Origin of the sequence: Enterococcus sp. DIV1639a (assembly GCF_050530445.1) — a bacterium.
Lineage (GTDB): Bacteria > Bacillota > Bacilli > Lactobacillales > Enterococcaceae > Enterococcus_B > Enterococcus_B hirae.
The window spans coordinates 2461208-2479381 of the sequence record NZ_CP172886.1 but is presented as its reverse complement, the minus strand read 5'-3'; the positions used below and the strand labels follow the sequence as shown (position 1 = coordinate 2479381).

Sequence of the window (18174 nt, the reverse complement as noted above, 5' to 3'; positions counted from 1 at the left end):
AGATTATGAAAGATCCTATAAAGAAACGCTAGTAAAAGAAACATGTAGTTACGGTAATTAATAGCGGTATATGGACGATTGATCGAATAGAACAAGGAGGCAAAAAAATGACACAGCGGGTAGCAATAATGATTTTAGTGTTGCTGGTCATTGGCCTCCTTGTTTACTATGTCCTAAAGTTTAAGCATTGGAAGCAGCAACGGATACATCAGGATATTGAAAAAAAGTTAAAACGGTATCCTATTGTTCAAGCAGCTTGGGAAAAGGCTGAAGCAAAACAATATAACATTCCTGGATTAACAGAAACAAGAATGGTGGTGCCGGAAACCGGCGAAAATGAGGTTTGTCAATGGATGACGCCGCAAGGGTTGGCTTTTTCTCAAGATTTTGTGTTTATTTCTGCCTACTGCTATGACCATCAGCATCATTCTATTATTCATGTACTGGATAGAGAAACAGGACAGCCGATCAAACTGCTGATTTTACCTAAACGGCCACATGTAGGGGGCTTAGTATATGATACAAAACGGGAACTTTTATGGTTGACAATCACAGGATCTGCTACTGGACGAGTAGCCGCTTTACGTTTGATCGATATCTTAGCAGATACATCTGAAGAGACGGGACAGCCAATCGCTTATTGGCTGACAACTGATCTCTCAGAGATTCCACAAGCATCGTATTTGACTCAAAACAATGATCAACTGGTATCTGGCAACTTCACACTAAAAGGTGAAGGACAGTTGACTTTCTATCTATTGCCGACGATAGCTGAAATGAAAACAGCAATTCGCCGCAAAGACAAAATCCAACCAACCGTGACAATGAGCAGAAAAACATCTGATAAGATTCAAGGTGTGGCTTTTTATGGCCATTATCTCTTAGCCAGTCGTTCTTATGGTCCTTATACCTCGGAACTCTTAGTGTCCGAGCGGGACTCTCCTAGCCGGATCCTAAAACGAATCAAATTTCCACCGTATTTGGAACAAATCGTTGTTGTAGAAGATCGTCTAGCAGTATTGTTTGAAAGTGGCGCCGCAGCGTATCGCGAGAAAGCCAATCCTGTGTTAGCCAATGTTTTATTACTAGACTTAGCAACGTTGCTTCATGCAAATAAGCGTCCCAAAAAGATTGCTGCAACTAAAAAATAGTCGGACAACTCAAGATGATCACTGTTGTTCATAAAGAACGACAAGAAAAATCATCTAGCGATGTTCAACTATGGGTTTATTTAGGAAGTATTTCTACTAAGATTCAATATGGCTATACAGATTCGGCGAAAAAAAAAGGCAATGTTAAGTTTTTAAGAATCACAGATATACAAGAGGGACGTGTAAATTGGTCCAGTGTGCCTTACTGTGATATTAGTAATTCTAAACTAGTTGATTTAAGATTGGAAGAAAATGACATTTTGATAGCAAGGACAGGAGGAACTATGGGAAAAAGTTTCTTGGTTAAGGAAATAAGTGAGGAATCTGTTTTTGCTTCTTACTTGATTCGAATTAGGTTAGTTGAGAAATTATTATCAGAATACGTAGACTGCTTCTTAGACTCGCCATTATATTGGAAGTTATTAGAAAAAATTTCTTACGGAACTGGGCAACCAAATGTAAATGGTACAAATTTATCTAAACTACTTATACCATTACCACCTTTAGAAGAACAACAACGCATGACTACTAAAATAGAAATGATAAGAAGATCTATTCGTAGAATCAATTTTGAGTAAATATAACGGACCTAGCATCCATTTTATACCAGATGATGCTAGGTCTATTATTTATATTTTATGGAATTTAATTGATTTGTTCTAGTGTTTTAATATTATTACGACAGTAAAAAAATAGTTTGATTCTTCTAACATGAATAACCATCTAGAAGTGGAAATGTATAAAAGATTTATTTTATGAAGTTTTCCTAATATCATTCACTCATGATACGCAGCGCCTTATCATAAGTGAGGAGATATTTAAAAGGAAAAATCACTAGTGAAATTAGCTTATATTTTCATAAATTTATTCGAGATAGAGGGATATAATATGTTCATCGGAAATAGAAACTGAATCTGATATACAAAGATATGTTTATCTAAGAACTGTTTATAAATGAGAGGAAGGAATAGGTTTGGAAAATAATGAAAGTTTGGCATTAAGAGTAGTAAATGAATCGCTAAAATTGCCTATCGTAAAAGTGAATCGTTCAGAATTTTTAGTTAAAGTATTTGGTGACAAGGTAGAAGATGTCAATCAATTAATTGAAGAGGGTCCACAAGCATTTTTATCTATAGATGATTTAGATCGAGCTGCAAATAATCGAATCTATTCTATCGTTGCCCAATCTAGTACATTGTCATTTGCTACAGGATTACCTGGAGGAATAGCTATGGCAGCAACAATACCAGCAGATATCACACAGTTTTACGGATATTCTTTAAAATTGGCACAAGAAGTTTCTTACATCTATGGGTATGAAGATATTTGGAATCAACAAGGTGAATTGTCTAAAGAAGCTAAGGAAACGCTGATTTTATATCTAGGTATCATGTTAGGCGTATCAACTGCTAGCTCTGCTGTTAGGGTATTATCAGGAAAACTATCGGTACAGGCTTTGAAAAAGATCCCGCAAAAAGCATTAACAAAAACCATCTATTATCCAGTAATAAAGAAAGTACTTGCAGTATTTGGGACCAAACTAACAAAAGCAACATTTGCAAAAGGTGTTTCCAAAATGGTGCCTGTTGTAGGTGGTGTAGTATCAGGAGGTTTGAACTATTTTTCAATGAAACCGATGGCTACAAAACTAAAAAATGAATTGAGAAAAGGCATCAATTATTCCGAAGAAAATTTGAAACAAGATTTGAAAATTTTAAACGTTGAAGACATCATCGTCAATGAATCTAATTCATCAGAAAATAGCATGAAAAGTGAATTTATCATCAAACAAATAGAAAAGGCACATAGTCTATTGGAACAAAAAATTATTACTGAAGAAGAATTTATATCACTTAAACAAAACATACTTTCGAAATAGAATTAATTGTATGTCACAGAAAAGTACTTAGCACTCAATAAATTTCAGAAAATAAGAACGGTATCTTTAATTTATTAGTTATAAAAGTAATAAATTTAATAGATTATATTCGTAAAGCCCAATCATTTTGATACAGATGAATGGGCTATTTTTGTGTTAGAGACATCCCTCAAGTGTCCTATTAACAAGAACAAGTTTATTCCTTTATTTTTTGGGTTTTCTAAAAGCGAGTATGCTAAAATAGGAGGGTATATAGCTATAGTATAGATACTTTAATCAAGAGATAGGAGTGTATCTTTTTGGGTGCAGAATTAAATCAAAAATTATTTAGTGCGGCAGATAATCTCCGCAGCAAAATGGATGCGTCAGAATATAAAAATTATTTGTTGGGGTTGATTTTCTATAAATATTTATCCGATCGTTTGTTGGAGCAAGTAGTCCTTTTAGCAGATGAATCCTTAAAAGAATATGACACCGTAACCAAACAAACCAAGTTGTACCGTGAGTTACTCTCAGATGAGGAGTCAAAGGAAGATTTAATCGCTACGATCGTGGATATTTTAGGTTATGCGATCTCACCAGAGTATCTTTTCAATGTGTTAGCAGATCAAGCAAAACAAGCAATTTTTCAATTGAATGATTTAAATAAAGCATTCGTACAACTTTCAACGACCTATGACCAATTCAATGGGTTATTTGATGATGTGGATCTCCAATCGAAAAAACTTGGGACAGATGAGCAACAACGAAATGTCACGATTACCGAAGTTATCAAGAAATTGAACGACGTAGATGTTTTAGGGCATGATGGGGACGTGATCGGGGATGCGTATGAATTTTTGATCAGTCAATTTGCTTCTGAAGCAGGGAAGAAAGCCGGCGAATTTTATACCCCTCATATGGTCTCTGATATGATGGCACAAATCGTGACGTTGGATCAAAAAGATCGTCCATTCTTTAGCGTTTTCGACCCAACGATGGGGTCAGGCTCATTGATGCTAAACGTTCGCAACTACTTAACTCATCCAAACAACGTCAAATATCATGGACAAGAATTAAATACCACAACTTACAATCTAGCAAAAATGAATTTGATTTTACACGGAGTAGATGGCGAAGATATGAATCTCCGTAACGGCGATACGCTAAACAAAGACTGGCCAACAGATGAACCTTACACCTTTGATGCAGTCGTGATGAATCCCCCATACTCGGCTAAATGGTCGGCTGATGCAACCTTTATAGATGATTCTCGGTTTAATCGTTATGGGAAATTAGCACCAAAATCAAAAGCGGATTTTGCGTTTCTTCTCCATGGTTTTTACCATTTGAAGGAAACTGGAACGATGGCGATCGTCTTACCACATGGCGTCTTATTCCGTGGAGCGGCAGAAGGGACCATTCGACAAAAGTTGTTAGAAGATGGCAGTATTTATGCTGTGATTGGTATGCCTGCAAACTTGTTCTTTGGTACATCGATTCCAACGACGGTGATTGTATTGAAGAAGAATCGTCAAACTCGCGATGTATTATTCATTGACGCTAGTCGAGAATTTGTTAAAGGAAAAAATCAAAATAAACTATCGGAAGAAAACATTCAAAAAATCCTCGAAACCTACGCTGAAAGAAAAGATGTCGAGAAATACGCTCATTTAGCAACCTTTGAGGAAATCAAAGAAAATGACTTTAACTTAAATATCCCACGCTATGTGGATACTTTTGAAGAAGAAGAACCCGTTGATTTAGTAAACGTTGGAAAAGAAATGGAAACGATCCGGCAAGAACTGAACGGATTAGAAACAGAACTTTTAGCAACCATTGCCTCACTACAAACAACTCCTGAAAACGAAGCGTGGTTACAAGGTGCGCTGGAGGTGTTTAAGCATGAGTAATGACAAACAACCAGAAATTCGATTTCCTGGATTTGCGGACGATTGGGAAGAGCGGAAGTTGGGGGATGTGATTAATGGAATGTATAACGGTCAGACACCATCTCGAGCAAATAAGAGCAATTGGGATGGTAATATTAATTGGCTTACAAGTGGGGAGTTGAATCGAGGAACCGTTACTCGAACTATTGAAAAAATTACCCCAGAAGGTCAAAAGGATGCACTATTAAAAACTGTCCCAAGTGGAACCTTTGTAATGGCTATTACTGGTCTTGAGGCAGCTGGAACACGAGGGAATTGTGCAAAGTTGGCTATGGATACGACGCTAAATCAATCTTGCATGGCGTTGTATCCAAATGTGGATTTATTAGATTCTAATTTCTTGTTTCAGTGGTATCGTAAAATCGGTGAAGATTATGGATTGCGTTATACACAAGGAACAAAACAACAGAGTTATAATGCGGAATTGATTAAAATCTTACCAATTACACTTCCAAAAACAGACGAACAGAAAAAAATAGCAAAATTTTTAGATAACCACGATGACACCATCGCTCTTCATCAGCGCCAATTAGATTTGCTGAAGGAAACGAAAAAAGGATTTCTACAAAAAATGTTCCCTAAAAACGGCGTAAGTGTGCCAGAAATCCGTTTTCCAGGATTTACGGAAGATTGGGAACAGCGGAAGCTGGGGGAGATTGTTCGTATATCCAGTGGTTTTACGGGAGATTCTTCATTAAATACAGGACAGTACGAGTTGACTAGAATAGAAACTATAGCAACTGGTCAAGTCAACCTTAATAAGGTTGGCTATTCTAACACAGAACCTGATAAAAAATATCTTTTGGATAAAGGGGATATTTTATTCAGTAACATTAATTCATTGTCGCATATTGGTAAGATTGCTTTGTTCGACTTAGATATGAAGCTTTACCATGGAATTAATCTTTTACGGTTACAACCGATGAATGTGAATTCACAATTTTTATATCAATCATTCCAACTGAATAATCATCTGGAATGGGCAAAAAGTCATGCAAATCAAGCGGTTAGCCAAGCAAGTATAAATCAGACTGAATTGTCGAAGCAAGTTTTTCTCGTACCTTCACAACAAGAACAACAAAAAATCGGCACGTTCTTCAAACAACTTGACGACACCATCACCCTTCACCAACGCAAATTAGATTTACTAAAAGAAACGAAAAAAGGCTTCTTGCAAAAGATGTTTGTTTAGGAGGGAAGAAAAATGAAAATTAGTCACCGTGAGGAAGCGGAAGTCGAAGAACAGTTGATCCGTGTACTTGGAGAAGGACATAATCAGTGGACGTATCGTCCAGATTTAAAATCAGAAGCGGATCTGTGGCAGAATCTTCGAGAAAAAATTGTTTTTAATAATCAAGCAGAGTTGAATGATTCTCCTTTGACCGATCGGGAATTTGAAACGATCAAAACGGAATTATTACTACGAACGCAAACACCTTTTGATGCTGCCAAATGGTTGAAAGGTGAAAATGGCATGGCACGGATCACGATTGAACGGGAAGATTCGCAGTTAGGCTCTATCTCATTGGTTCTTTATTCGAACCAAGATATTGGTGGGGGGATCTCTACCTATGAAGTAGTACATCAAATTGCGAAACAAGGAAGTAATGCAGACGCACGGGATCGCCGTTTTGATGTCACGTTACTGATCAATGGCTTGCCGATCGTACAAGTCGAGTTAAAGCAAGTGACCGCTAAAGATGGTGTTTATCAGGCATTTAACCAAATCAAAAAATATGCAGAAGAAGGAATGTTTCGGAACAATATCTTTTCGACTTTACAGTTGTTCGTTGTGTCAAATGAGCAAACGACTCGTTATTTTGCGAACGCATTGCCGAAAGACTTACATCGCAAGTTTTTGTTTAGTTGGCGAACGAAAGACAATGAAAAAGTAGAGAATTTATATGAATTTTGTAAGCAAGTATTAAATATTCCAGATGCTCATCGGTTGATTGCGGATTACACGATCGTTAGTGAAGATCAAGACAATAAAACGCTCATGGTGTTACATCCTTATCAAGTCCATGCGATCCAAGCATTGTTTATTGCTGCAAATAAACATCAATCAGGTTATGTTTGGCATGCGACTGGTTCAGGCAAGACATTGACCAGCTTTGTATCTACTAAGCTACTGGCTCGAAAATCGGGGATTGATCGGACGATTATGTTAGTGGACCGCAAAGATTTAGATAATCAAACCACCACGGAGTTTACAAAATTTGCTTCCGAATTTAATACGGGGATTTCTTCGGGGAATGCCAAAGCGAATAGCTTGATTGTAGGAACTGGAAGTGCCAAAGAATTAAGTGAGACGTTACTAGCAGATGCCAATGCGAATGTCGTGATCATCACCACTCGTCAAAAACTGGATGCGGCATTGAAATATGCGAAGAAACAAGAAGAGAAAAAAGGAACCAATCGCTTCCAAAAATTGATGAGTCAACACATCGTTTTTGTGGTCGATGAGTGCCATCGGGCGTTAAGTGCTGAAAATATGGAAGAAATCAAAAAAATGTTTCCGAACTCTACCTGGTTTGGGTTTACAGGCACGCCAATTTTTCCTGAAAACCGGAAGCAAGCCAAAGGGCAACTGGCACGTACGACTCATGATCAATATGGAGAAGTGTTGCATACTTACACTATCAAGAATGCCCTAGAAGATGGTTCCGTTTTAGGATTTCAAGTAGAGCATGAAGATACAGTTGAGCCAACTTCGCTAGCGAATAAAATTTACCGTAAATTAAAAGAAGTAGATAAATATGTGGACTATTCACCAGAACAGATCAATCAGATGATTGATCAAATGGAACCTATCAAGAAAGAAAGTTACTTGGAACCAGCTACTTTTGAAGTAGAGGAACATATCCAGAAAGTGATCCATAAAATATTTCGTCCAGATAACGCCTATACGAAATTCGATTTTCGAAATGGTCGTCCGACAAAGTCTGCGATCTTAACCACAAGTTCCATTGACATGGCTAAAAAATATTATCGAGCGATCAAAGAAATGACGAAAGAACCTGATTGGTTAACAAAAGAATTTCCAGATCAGCCCATTCGTGAAGGACGAACGATGGAAGATCTTGATTTTCCACGTATCGCTATTACGTATTCTTTAGAGGAAAATACCCAAGATTCTAGTGCGCAACAAAAGGAAATGCAGAAAATTATCGAGGAATACAATCAGTATTACCATACCGCATGGTCATTAGCGGATATTGAACGTTATAACGGGGATATCAATAATCGTTTAGCAAGAAAAAGAGCGGAGTTCAAACAATTTGGGAAACAAATTGATTTAGTGATCGTGGTAGATCGGTTACTGACGGGATTTGATGCGCCAACGATTCAAACATTATTTGTGGATCGTAATTTAGAGTATGCTGGATTGATTCAAGCCTTTTCGCGTACTAACCGTACGTACCCGGAAAAAACAAAAGGATTAATCGTTACATTCCGCAAGCCAGCGACAATGGAGAAGAATGTCGCAGATGCAACAAAATTGTATTCAGAAGCAAAAGAAGAATCAGGCTTGATTTATCCAAATTATCAAGAATCGAAAAAAAGATTTAAAAAAGCGTATAGTAAGTTAAAAGAATTTTCGCCGATTGAATCAATTGATGAGCATTCGCCGATTGAAACACGTGTAGAATATGTCAAAGCATTTCAGGAATTAAATCGAGCCTATGAAGCATTAGTAACCTATGATGATTACAATGATGATATGGCAACCTCTCCGACTTTGAATAATCAGATCCAACTCTTAGAAGAACAAATCGGTGTATACGAGACTATAAAGGGCTCTTTAATGGAAGAAAAGGTAGTACCTGATGGCAAGGACCAAGATTTTTCTACGATTGAATTCTATAATGAACATACGATTAAGTTGTACGATATTGATTCTACTTATATTGATCAATTGCTAGGGACTTACGCAGCAAACAGCACCGATGCCAGGGAAGAAATTGAGAAAGCTTTGACGAAATTGAATAAAACTGAAGGTGTGAAAGAAGTTTATCGTCAAATTTTAAATGCGTTTGACCTAGGAACATTAGATAGTAAAGATGATATTTTTGTTATCAAACGTCACTACTTTACACAAGCGAGAGATCAGTTGATTCATACTTTCTCTAATGAATGGTTCGTTTCAGAGAAAGAGTTACATGCTTCGAATATGCAATATATGATTGGGGAGACTAAAATACCTAATATGAAAGCAATTATCAACAGTATGAATTACGAAGGATACAAAGCTAATCACCCAGAAGCGAAGCCTTTTAAATATCCACAAGAAATGAAACGAGCATGGCGCAAGATGTTAGATGATGAATTGATTCCTCTTGAGAATGAGTTGAGGTAAACTGGATTAGTTTCCAAAAAAATCATAGAGAGATTACTCATGTTATACATCCCACACTATCCACCCCACCCACCAAACCAGGTTAACTCATGAACGAGTTAACCTGGTTTTTTACTCATATTCCAACATCTTAATAAATGTTTTTTACGTTTTTTTGAAAGAAAGTACGTTACTTAATGAAATTTGGCACGATAAAGTCTATCAATGGGTATCTAGAGATAGGGGACTATTTTTTGTTGGTTTCGGCTTATTTCAAGAGGCTACTGCTTAAACAGCGCTTTAGAGTTAGGGATAAGCTTGAGGTTCTAAAGAAATCTTTAATTAAAAATAACGATATTTTTAATTATCAACTTGGTGAAGCCTTTTCATGTCTATGTTGTAGGTTATTAAATGACAGAACTAGTTTTTTTTTGATAAAATCACATACGTTATAAATTGAAATCTGTCAGTCGTTTAGAAGGGAGAAGGGATCAATGAAACCATCTATTCGTCAATGGATAGCTTAAGATTTAATAATGGATTTTGAGGTAACTAACTCATATGTTGAAAATAATCACACCTTTTCATTATTCAAAAGATGAAAAAAATAATGAATGAGTGAGAGAATAGAAAAAATATTTTCTTGCTGATTAGGTATAGTGTATTTCATGTTAGTTAAGAAAAATAAGTATGTCATAAACATAACTAGCAAGCTCTTTTAATATGAAATGATAAAAATGAGAGTGATTCACCCAATGAATAATCACTGAGTCATTTCAAATAGAGTGACGTATGAAAGGAGAAATAAAAATTGTTATGAGATTCAATCGAAAAATCATTTTGTTTGTTCTGCTAATAGCTATTGCAAGCACTTATTCCTTTATCTTTTTTAATAATACAGAAAAGATCGCAACGACAGGAGATATCGCTTTTCATTTTTCCAGGATCAAAGGATTGGCTTCTGTATTTTCGGGTCCGATCAATTTTACTACATTCAATAGTTATGGTGGTGGGGTCAACTTTTTTTATCCTTATCTAACCCTATTTCCAGCTGTGATCTTTTACTGGACTACCCATAATTTGATCTTAAGTTATATGTTATATGTTTGGGTACTGAATGTGTGTACAATCCTCATCACCTTCTATTACGGACGGAAATTTTTTAAACGTGTAGATGCGGCATTTTTATTTAGTTGTTTCTATACTTTTTACGGGTATCGAATGATCGATATTTACCAACGTTCAGCGATTTCAGAATCAATTGCTCTGACGATTATGCCAGTGGTCCTCTACTACACGTATAGACTTCTTTTTGAAAAGAAGAATTGTGTGATTCCTTTAGCTGTTAGTATGAGTTTGCTTATTTATACGCATGCTCTTTTTACATTTATGAGCGTAATAGTTATTGGGCTTTTGTTTATCGGTTCACTTTTGGCTAAACGAAAAAAGAAAGAAAATGTTTTGGACTTGTTTGTTGGAATGGCAAAAGCTGTCGGCTGGACGATTCTCTTAACAGCGTATGTTTGGTACCCAATGCTGCAGCAAGTCCTGCATCAAAGCATCAATCGTCCTTTCCGCACAAACCTTCAGGAGCGGGGAGTGAACATTTTTGAAAGTTTGTTTGGTGCGATGACTAATGATTTGACGACATTTACAATGGGAACGATTGGTGTCGTGTCATTAGTCCTTCCGCTTTTCTTTTTGAAAAGATTTGAACGAAGAGAAAGAGTCATTTATTTTTGTGCAGTAGCTACGTGGTTTTTATCGACGAATGTTTTTCCATGGTTTCTTTTTCAAAATACACCTATCCAATTGATTCAATTTCCTTGGAGAATCTTAGGGTTTCAAGTGCTTTTCGGATCATTGATCTTGGTGATGGTCTTTTTGAAATGCAGACCAGATCAGAAAAAAAGTATATGGTGGATTGGCGGAATCGTCCTCCTGCTTTTGACACTAACAGTAGTAACGAAAATAAATTATACGCAAAAAATCCAATCCTATAACGGTCGTCTGATTATGACAAAAAAAGAGATTAAGCATTACACGACTTCAGGGACAGGGGGACTTTATGATTATGCACCGTCTGATGCACTGAAATACAAAAAACAGTTGAAAAAACATGAAGTAAAAGTTGGGGATGAATGGAAAAATAGTTCTCATAAAGCGTATGATTCAAAAATCATTTATACAGTGGAAGATGCGCAAGGGCAAAAAATCACGTTACCTGTGTTTGATTATTGGGGAACCGTTGCGAAAGTAAATGGTCAAACGACTAGCATAGAAAATGATGACGGGTTAGTAGCGGTTAAAGGAAAAGAAGGAACGACTACGATTGAGGTTTCCTCTACCTATCCGCCAACGATGATTCTTGCATTACTAACAAGCGTTGGAACTTTTTTATTTATCTTTATTCGATATTTGCTAAGAAGAAAAAATTTAGTGAAAAGTAAAATGGTCCTCCGATGAAGGGATCTAAAGTGAATGGCAGTGCAGAACAAACGTGAAAATGAATAAAGAAAATTTATAGAGTTGCCTTTTATTTTATGGGTGAATAAATTGTCTATTAGAGACACCATTTTCAGCCATTTTTGAAATAGCAACCAATGATCGTATTCCTCAACGATACCGCTAGAAACAAGGTGGACGTTGAGGATTTTTTTGTTAATTGTATCAGTCTATTTGTTTTAGCTGTTTCTCTTGTGCCTAATGGTTTAAGTTTTGCATATTCACAGCAATTACGGAGAATATCTGAACAAAGAGTTAGATGTATTTGATACTAGTCATAATTGATAAATGAGGGGGTGCGTTTTTCCGTGTCTCCTTATAGTTGATCAGTATTTTCTATGGCGAACTACTCCTTAGAAATCTACATAAACCTTTTTTTGAGTATCTGATTCTGATTTCGTAACGGTTAAACCAATTTTCTAGTTTGCAGATGAGGGATTGGTTAGAAATAATTTTTCAAATTTTCGGCATAATCTCAAGTTTGGTTTGTTAGAATGAGTGAAACAATCAAGGAGGAGTTTTATTAATGAAAAAGGGGATATTGTTGGCTGTGGGGTTGTTGTTTGTACTAGCTGGTTGTGGAACGGATCAGGCAAAAGATGCTTCAAGTAAATCGACAGACACTATTGTTACAAAAACAAGTAAGACAGGTTCAACAACGACGAAAGAATCTGATAAGACTGAATCATCCAGCTCATCAGAAACAAAGGTAAAAACAGAGTCCACGGCGACGAGTACATCAGGGTCAACTCAAACTACAACGGCAGAGTCTGCGACACCAAGTAGTCAGCCAGTTGAAAAAAATAGCTGGGATGCGAGTAAGGCGACTGAATTAGCTACGTTTATGTCAACTTGGGGTCAGGAAATGGGACAACAGTATAGAAGCTACAATGATCATGTGAATGCTAATTATTATGGATTGCAAGTACCACAATACATTTTTGATGGGCAATGGTCTATGGTGATTGATCAAACACCGGTTACCGTAGAATGGTCAGAAAATGGCAGAGGACAAGCGGGATTTGAATTAGTGGCGATCTACTCTGATATCGATCATTCAAAACCGTCTGGAGCTCATTTGTATTTCTTTGGTTTCCAACAAAATCAACCTAAGGTAATGGTGACTCAGCAAAACCAAGGAAACCCAAACAATTATTTGTATTTCAAAGAAACTGAGAATAATGAATTGAAGAACGGTTTCGAGCGGATTGTGAATAGCTAGAGGAGACGTCCTTCCAAACTTAGAAAGAAAATTTCTTGGAAAAGAGGTTGTGAAAGCATCGGTTAGCTCCGATGACAATAAGAAAGAATTTTTTGAAACAGCTCCTCATGTTTTGAAAAATTCAGGCTTATTTCAAGGAGCTGATGCTTGAACACCATTTATCTGTTTCCAGAGTAAAGAGTGAGATGGATGTCTCAGTCTTTTTTTTGTTTCTGAAAGGATAATTTGCTAAATAAAACAGAAAAATTTATGAAAAATTCCAATAATTACGTTATACTTATTATGATTTTTTGAAAGGAGTCACTAATGAAAACAAAGAAAAAATTGCTCTTATTTGTTATATTAATACTTATTGCGGGTCTTTATTCTGTGAATTATTTTAGGCATGCACAAACGATTTCTACGACAGGAGATATCGCATTTCATCTTTCCAGAATTAAAGGATTATCCTCTATATTCTCAGGACCAATCAATTTTACGACTTTTAATAGTTATGGCAGCGGTGTGAACTATTTTTACCCCTACTTTACCCTTTTTCCATCGGTAATTTTTTATTGGATTACCAATAATTTGATCGTAAGTTATATTTTGTACGTATGGGTGTTGAATGTTTGTACCATCCTATTGATGTTTTATTATGGTCAAAAATTTTTAAAGCGAGTAGATGCTGCCTTTTTATTTAGCTGTCTGTATACATTCTATAGTTATCGAACGATTGATATTTACCATCGTTCAGCGATTGCAGAAGCGATTGCACTGACGATTATGCCTGTAGTTTTGTATTATGCTTACAAAATGATCTATGAGAAAGCAACGGCTGCGATCCCGTTAGCAATTAGTATGAGTTTGCTTGTTTATACCCATGTTCTCTCCACTTTCATGTGTGCGTTTTTCATTGGAATGATGATCATAGGCAAACTGATTGTGAATAAACTAAATAAGGAAGAAACCATTCGCTTGGTGTTGGAGATGTCAAAAGCTGTGGGAATGACGATTCTTTTAACGGCCTATTTTTGGTATCCTATGTTCAAGCAAACCATGTATCAATCCATCAATCAGCCAGGAAAAACAGATCTGCAAAATCAAGCGATCAATGTATCTGATAGTTTGATTGGGGCCATGAATAATGATTTGGCCTCCTTTACAATCGGGATTATCGGGATTGTTTCTTTGATTCTTCCGCTTGTGTATTTTAAAAAGCTAACGAGCAAGGAAAAAGTGATTTACCTGATTGCAGTAGCTACCTGGTTATTATCAACTAAGCTGGTCCCATGGGCACTATTGCAAAATACACCCGTTCGATTGCTTCAATTTCCTTGGCGGATATTAGGGTTTCAGGTACTTTTTGGCTCATTAATTTTATCCATTGTTTTTAATAGGATGATATTTGGTCAGAAAAAAAGAATACTTAGTATCGCAGCAATTGTTTGTTTCATGTTTGTTGTTTCGGCAGCCACTAAAGCCAATTATAATCACAAAGTGCCAACACTAGGTGACCATTTAGAGGTGAATAAAGACACTCTAGGTAGTTACATCACTGTAGGTGTTGGAGGGGTCTTTGACTATGCACCACTAGAAGCCATGAAATATAAGGAGCATGTGCAAAAGCATGAAATAAGAGTAGACAATGAATGGCAAACAGCAGCATATAAAGCTTCTGATTCCAAAATAGTCTATACAGTCAAAGGTGCTAAAGATAAAAAAATCACGTTACCCGTGTTTGATTACTGGGGAACTACAGCAAAAGTGAATGGGCAAAATACCAAGATTGAAAACAATGAAGGATTAGCAACATTTGAAGGAAAAGCAGGAACAACGGTAATTGAAGTTTCTTCTAAGTATCCCTTTACAATGATTCTTGCTTTTATTGTCAGTCTAGGAAGCTATCTTTTTGTTTTTATTCGTTTCTTGATCGGCAAATGTTTCGTTTCGAAAAAAATTGCGTAACGTAAATATTCGTACTAGGACAAAAAACTGAAAGATTCGTTTTTATTTGTAAAAGACGGGACACCGAAACATCTAGTGAGATCACTAGGTGTTTTTTTATTCTTATTTAGTTCATGATGAATTTCATCAATGATTATTGGATAAGGCAATCTTTCAGATTCGACAGAGATTCTACGCTTATAAGCATTCTTTTTCACCCAGTCAATGGTTAATACAGAATTTGAATAGATCATCTTCTAGCAGTCTTGCTTTTAATGCATTGATTAACACTTAACAAGCAGAACACCAGATTTAACATTCATTTGTTCGTTTATTAATTTTTTTTCATAACTAAGTTATTGCTAGTCAATTTATTGTAAAGTAACGTATGGAATAAATGGACTGATAACATAGTTTCTGAAATTGTCGTTTGAGCTAGTGTAGCAATGAGGGATTTCAGCGTTAGATTGTTGCTAACAGAAGATGAATGGGGTGGGGGAACATGAAGAAACATTATTTGGCTTGTTTGTTGTGTCTGTTCTTTTTATTTGCTTTGCCAGTACAGGGCTTTGCAGTAGCGGGTGGACATGGAGGTGGCTCAACGAGAAGCGGTGGATCTGGCGGAAGTTTTAGTGGTAGCTCGGTCGGACATCATTTTTATGACGATCGACCAATCATCGGACGATCACGAGGGTATTATCGATCGAGTTCATACGGTGACGTCGAGGACTATGTATTAATGGGGGCGTCTGTTGGTGGTTTTGCGGCGTTTGCTTTATTTAAAAGGAAGAAAGAACAGCGCAATGTGACCAGAGAGCTATTTTCTCGTATGCCGGGGAAAAAGAAAGCGAAGAAAAGATTGCTTTCAGAGATCGAAACCAGCTTCTTTGCGATTCAAAACGCTTGGGAACATGAAAAAATGGAAAAAGCCTCGCGCTATTATACGAAAAAATTATTTTTGGAGCATCAACAAGTCTTACAAAAGAATCAAGCAGAAGGTATTAAAAATCATACTAAAAAAATCGTCCTGCAACAGTTGGGGAACTATCGTCAAATAGAGGAAGACAGTTTCTCGATCCGAATTGATTTTAGTTGCTATGATTATACGATTGATCGAAAAAATAACCTGCTCTTATCAGGGTACAAGCATCAGCGACAATATTTTTCTCAGATCTGGTATTTCAATTATTCAGACAAAGAACAAAAATGGCAGGTAGATTATATCCAACCGATTTCATTGGGTTAAGGTAACGGTAGGAATGATTAGTGGATGCTGAGTTTATTGATAACAAAGCATAAATCAAAAAATGTCATAGTGGGGGAGCCGTGATCAGAATGAATCTGGTCGGCTCTCTTTTTTTGTGGGAATGTTTTTCTTTTTTAGTGAAGTACGGGGATACTCATAGGAATGTTAGCCAACAGAGGGGATGAACCTGGCTATCATAGTTCATTTTTCAACAGGACTTGTGGAGCAATGAAAAGTGGAGAGTGTACCCTATAATAGCTAAAAGAGAACCTCACGTTAATTAATTTCCGCTACCTAGGAAAAAAGTAAGTTTGAAAGCGCATACCTTGGTAGCTAAACTAAACGTGTAAGAAAAAAAGGGGAGATGGTAAAGATGGCAAAAAATATTTTGTTGATTTGTGGTTCTGGTGCTTCTAGTGGATTTATGGCGGCTGCTATTCGAAAAGCAGCGAAAAAAAGAGGGGAAGAAGTAACTGTAAAAGCGGCTAGTGAGTCGCAATTGGATGAACGGATCAATGAGATCAATTATCTGTTGATTGGTCCGCATTTGTCTTATATGTTGGCAGATCTCAAAGCACAAATTGAAGGAAAGAACGTGAAAGTAGCAGTCATTCCACAAGCAACCTATGGCACTTTAAATGGAGATAAGGCACTAGATCTGATTTTAAGTATGGAGGGCTAACGAATGATGAATAAAATTATGGACTTCATGACGAACAAATTTGCGCCAAAAGTAAATAAAATTGTCAAGAATCCTTGGGTCTCGGCGATCCAAGATTCGATCATGGCGGCTTTGCCGTTAGTTTTTGTTGGGTCATTAGTCACAGTGGTTTCTCTGCTAAAAAATCTTTTTGCAGGTTTACCTGATTTTTCAATGATTAGTAATTTTTCTTTTGGGATGTTTGGTTTGATTGTTTCTTTTTTGATTCCTTATTATCTCATGGAAAAAAAGGGAAACAGCGGTCAAAAGCTGATTTCAGGTGCTACCGGATTAGTGTTATTCATGATGTTACTATTTCCCACAGTATCTGCTGAAGGAAATGCTACGTTTATTCTTTCTCGGTTTGGCGCTACAGGCATGTTTCTTGCGATTATTTCGGGTCTTTTTGTTGCCTGTGTGATGAATTTTGCTGCTAAAAGATCATTTTTCGATGAAGATACACCGATCCCTGATTTCGTGGTGGGGTGGTTTAATAGTTTATTGCCGATTACGTTTATCTTGATCGTTGGTTGGTTTATCACGGTACAAATGAATGTTGACTTCTTTGAAGTGGTCGTTTGGGCATTCAGTCCATTGGCAAAAATCGTGCAATCTTACCCAGGTTTTGTCTTATCCGTTTTTATCCCAGTCTTTTTATATACGTTCGGTATTTCAGGTTGGATGATGATGCCGGCTATCTATCCTGTATATATGGCTGGATTAGCTGCTAATGCTGAGGCTGTTGCAAATGGTGGACAAGCAATGAACATTGCTACTCAAGAAACTTGTTATGCTTTTTCATCAATGGGTGGTGTGGGGACTACCTTGGCCTTGTCTGTGATGATGTTGCTGTTAAGTAAATCAGCACAATTAAAAGCGATTGGTAAAGCGGTCTTTATCCCTTCGATCTTTAATATTAATGAACCGTTGGTTTTTGGGGCACCGATTGCTTTTAATCCTTACTTGATGATTCCTATGTGGATCAATGCACTGATCGTACCAACGATTTCTTATGTGGTGATGAATATGGGCTTCGTGAATATTCCTAGTCAATCATTCTTGTTGTGGTACATGCCATATCCATTTACATCTTATTTAGCCACTCAAGATTTCCGTGCGGTCATCGTCTGTCTGTTGATCTTTGTTATTACATGGTTTATTTTCTTACCATTTTTTAAAGCATATGATAGTTCATTATTAAAACAAGAAAAAATTGCTGAAGAACAAGAAGCGGCGCAAGCAAAAGCAATGCAAGCTTCAACGGCTCAATAATTG

General features: G+C 36.7%; 12 protein-coding genes. All 12 read left to right on the top strand.

Annotation, left to right across the window (positions count from 1 at the left end):
* Positions 1–107 precede the first annotated feature (107 nt).
* A complete protein-coding gene (locus IGJ32_RS11305) occupies positions 108–1151 on the top strand; it encodes a hypothetical protein (protein ID WP_002292292.1) in 1044 nt (347 codons plus the stop codon).
* Positions 1152–1165: 14 nt separating this feature from the next.
* Positions 1166–1729, top strand: a complete 564-nt coding sequence (locus tag IGJ32_RS11300; RefSeq protein WP_002330004.1) for a restriction endonuclease subunit S — start codon at positions 1166–1168, stop codon at positions 1727–1729.
* 395 nt (positions 1730–2124) lie between these two features.
* Positions 2125–3030 (top strand): EcsC family protein, encoded by a 906-nt coding sequence (locus IGJ32_RS11295; protein ID WP_342082163.1) that lies wholly within the window; start codon positions 2125–2127, stop codon positions 3028–3030.
* Between the two features lie 299 nt (positions 3031–3329).
* Positions 3330–4922, top strand: coding sequence for a type I restriction-modification system subunit M (locus IGJ32_RS11290; RefSeq protein ID WP_342082164.1), 1593 nt, complete (start codon positions 3330–3332; stop codon positions 4920–4922).
* Entirely contained in the window at positions 4915–6153 is a 1239-nt protein-coding gene (locus IGJ32_RS11285; protein ID WP_342082165.1) for a restriction endonuclease subunit S, read from the top strand. The genes IGJ32_RS11290 and IGJ32_RS11285 overlap by 8 nt, the downstream gene beginning before the upstream one ends.
* Positions 6154–6165: 12 nt before the next feature.
* Entirely contained in the window at positions 6166–9321 is a 3156-nt protein-coding gene (locus IGJ32_RS11280) for a type I restriction endonuclease subunit R (RefSeq protein WP_373169229.1), read from the top strand.
* 795 nt (positions 9322–10116) lie between these two features.
* A complete protein-coding gene (locus IGJ32_RS11275) occupies positions 10117–11766 on the top strand; it encodes a hypothetical protein (RefSeq protein ID WP_342082166.1) in 1650 nt (549 codons plus the stop codon).
* Positions 11767–12331: 565 nt separating this feature from the next.
* Positions 12332–13027, top strand: a complete 696-nt coding sequence (locus tag IGJ32_RS11270) for a DUF4767 domain-containing protein (RefSeq protein ID WP_373169230.1) — start codon at positions 12332–12334, stop codon at positions 13025–13027.
* A 306-nt stretch (positions 13028–13333) separates the two neighbouring features.
* Complete coding sequence (locus tag IGJ32_RS11265) at positions 13334–14974, top strand: hypothetical protein (RefSeq protein ID WP_342082167.1); 1641 nt, start codon at positions 13334–13336, stop codon at positions 14972–14974.
* 481 nt (positions 14975–15455) lie between these two features.
* Entirely contained in the window at positions 15456–16199 is a 744-nt protein-coding gene (locus tag IGJ32_RS11260; protein WP_081128783.1) for a hypothetical protein, read from the top strand.
* A 364-nt stretch (positions 16200–16563) separates the two neighbouring features.
* Positions 16564–16881 carry a PTS sugar transporter subunit IIB gene (locus IGJ32_RS11255; RefSeq protein ID WP_196763502.1) on the top strand — a complete coding sequence of 106 codons (318 nt, stop codon included), beginning with the start codon at positions 16564–16566 and terminating at the stop codon, positions 16879–16881.
* Positions 16882–16887: 6 nt separating this feature from the next.
* Positions 16888–18171, top strand: a complete 1284-nt coding sequence (locus IGJ32_RS11250; RefSeq protein ID WP_342082170.1) for a PTS sugar transporter subunit IIC — start codon at positions 16888–16890, stop codon at positions 18169–18171.
* The last annotated feature ends 3 nt before the right edge of the window (positions 18172–18174 follow it).

Bases quoted from the DNA above. Each gene is read 5' to 3' on its own strand.
- IGJ32_RS11305 (WP_002292292.1), top strand. From the start codon at position 108: ATGACACAGCGGGTAGCAATAATGATTTTAGTGTTGCTGGTCATTGGC.
- IGJ32_RS11300 (WP_002330004.1), top strand. From the start codon at position 1,166: ATGATCACTGTTGTTCATAAAGAACGACAAGAAAAATCATCTAGCGAT.
- IGJ32_RS11285 (WP_342082165.1), top strand. From the start codon at position 4,915: ATGAGTAATGACAAACAACCAGAAATTCGATTTCCTGGATTTGCGGAC.
- IGJ32_RS11280 (WP_373169229.1), top strand. From the start codon at position 6,166: ATGAAAATTAGTCACCGTGAGGAAGCGGAAGTCGAAGAACAGTTGATC.
- IGJ32_RS11275 (WP_342082166.1), top strand. From the start codon at position 10,117: ATGAGATTCAATCGAAAAATCATTTTGTTTGTTCTGCTAATAGCTATT.
- IGJ32_RS11270 (WP_373169230.1), top strand. From the start codon at position 12,332: ATGAAAAAGGGGATATTGTTGGCTGTGGGGTTGTTGTTTGTACTAGCT.
- IGJ32_RS11265 (WP_342082167.1), top strand. From the start codon at position 13,334: ATGAAAACAAAGAAAAAATTGCTCTTATTTGTTATATTAATACTTATT.
- IGJ32_RS11260 (WP_081128783.1), top strand. From the start codon at position 15,456: ATGAAGAAACATTATTTGGCTTGTTTGTTGTGTCTGTTCTTTTTATTT.
- IGJ32_RS11255 (WP_196763502.1), top strand. From the start codon at position 16,564: ATGGTAAAGATGGCAAAAAATATTTTGTTGATTTGTGGTTCTGGTGCT.
- IGJ32_RS11250 (WP_342082170.1), top strand. From the start codon at position 16,888: ATGAATAAAATTATGGACTTCATGACGAACAAATTTGCGCCAAAAGTA.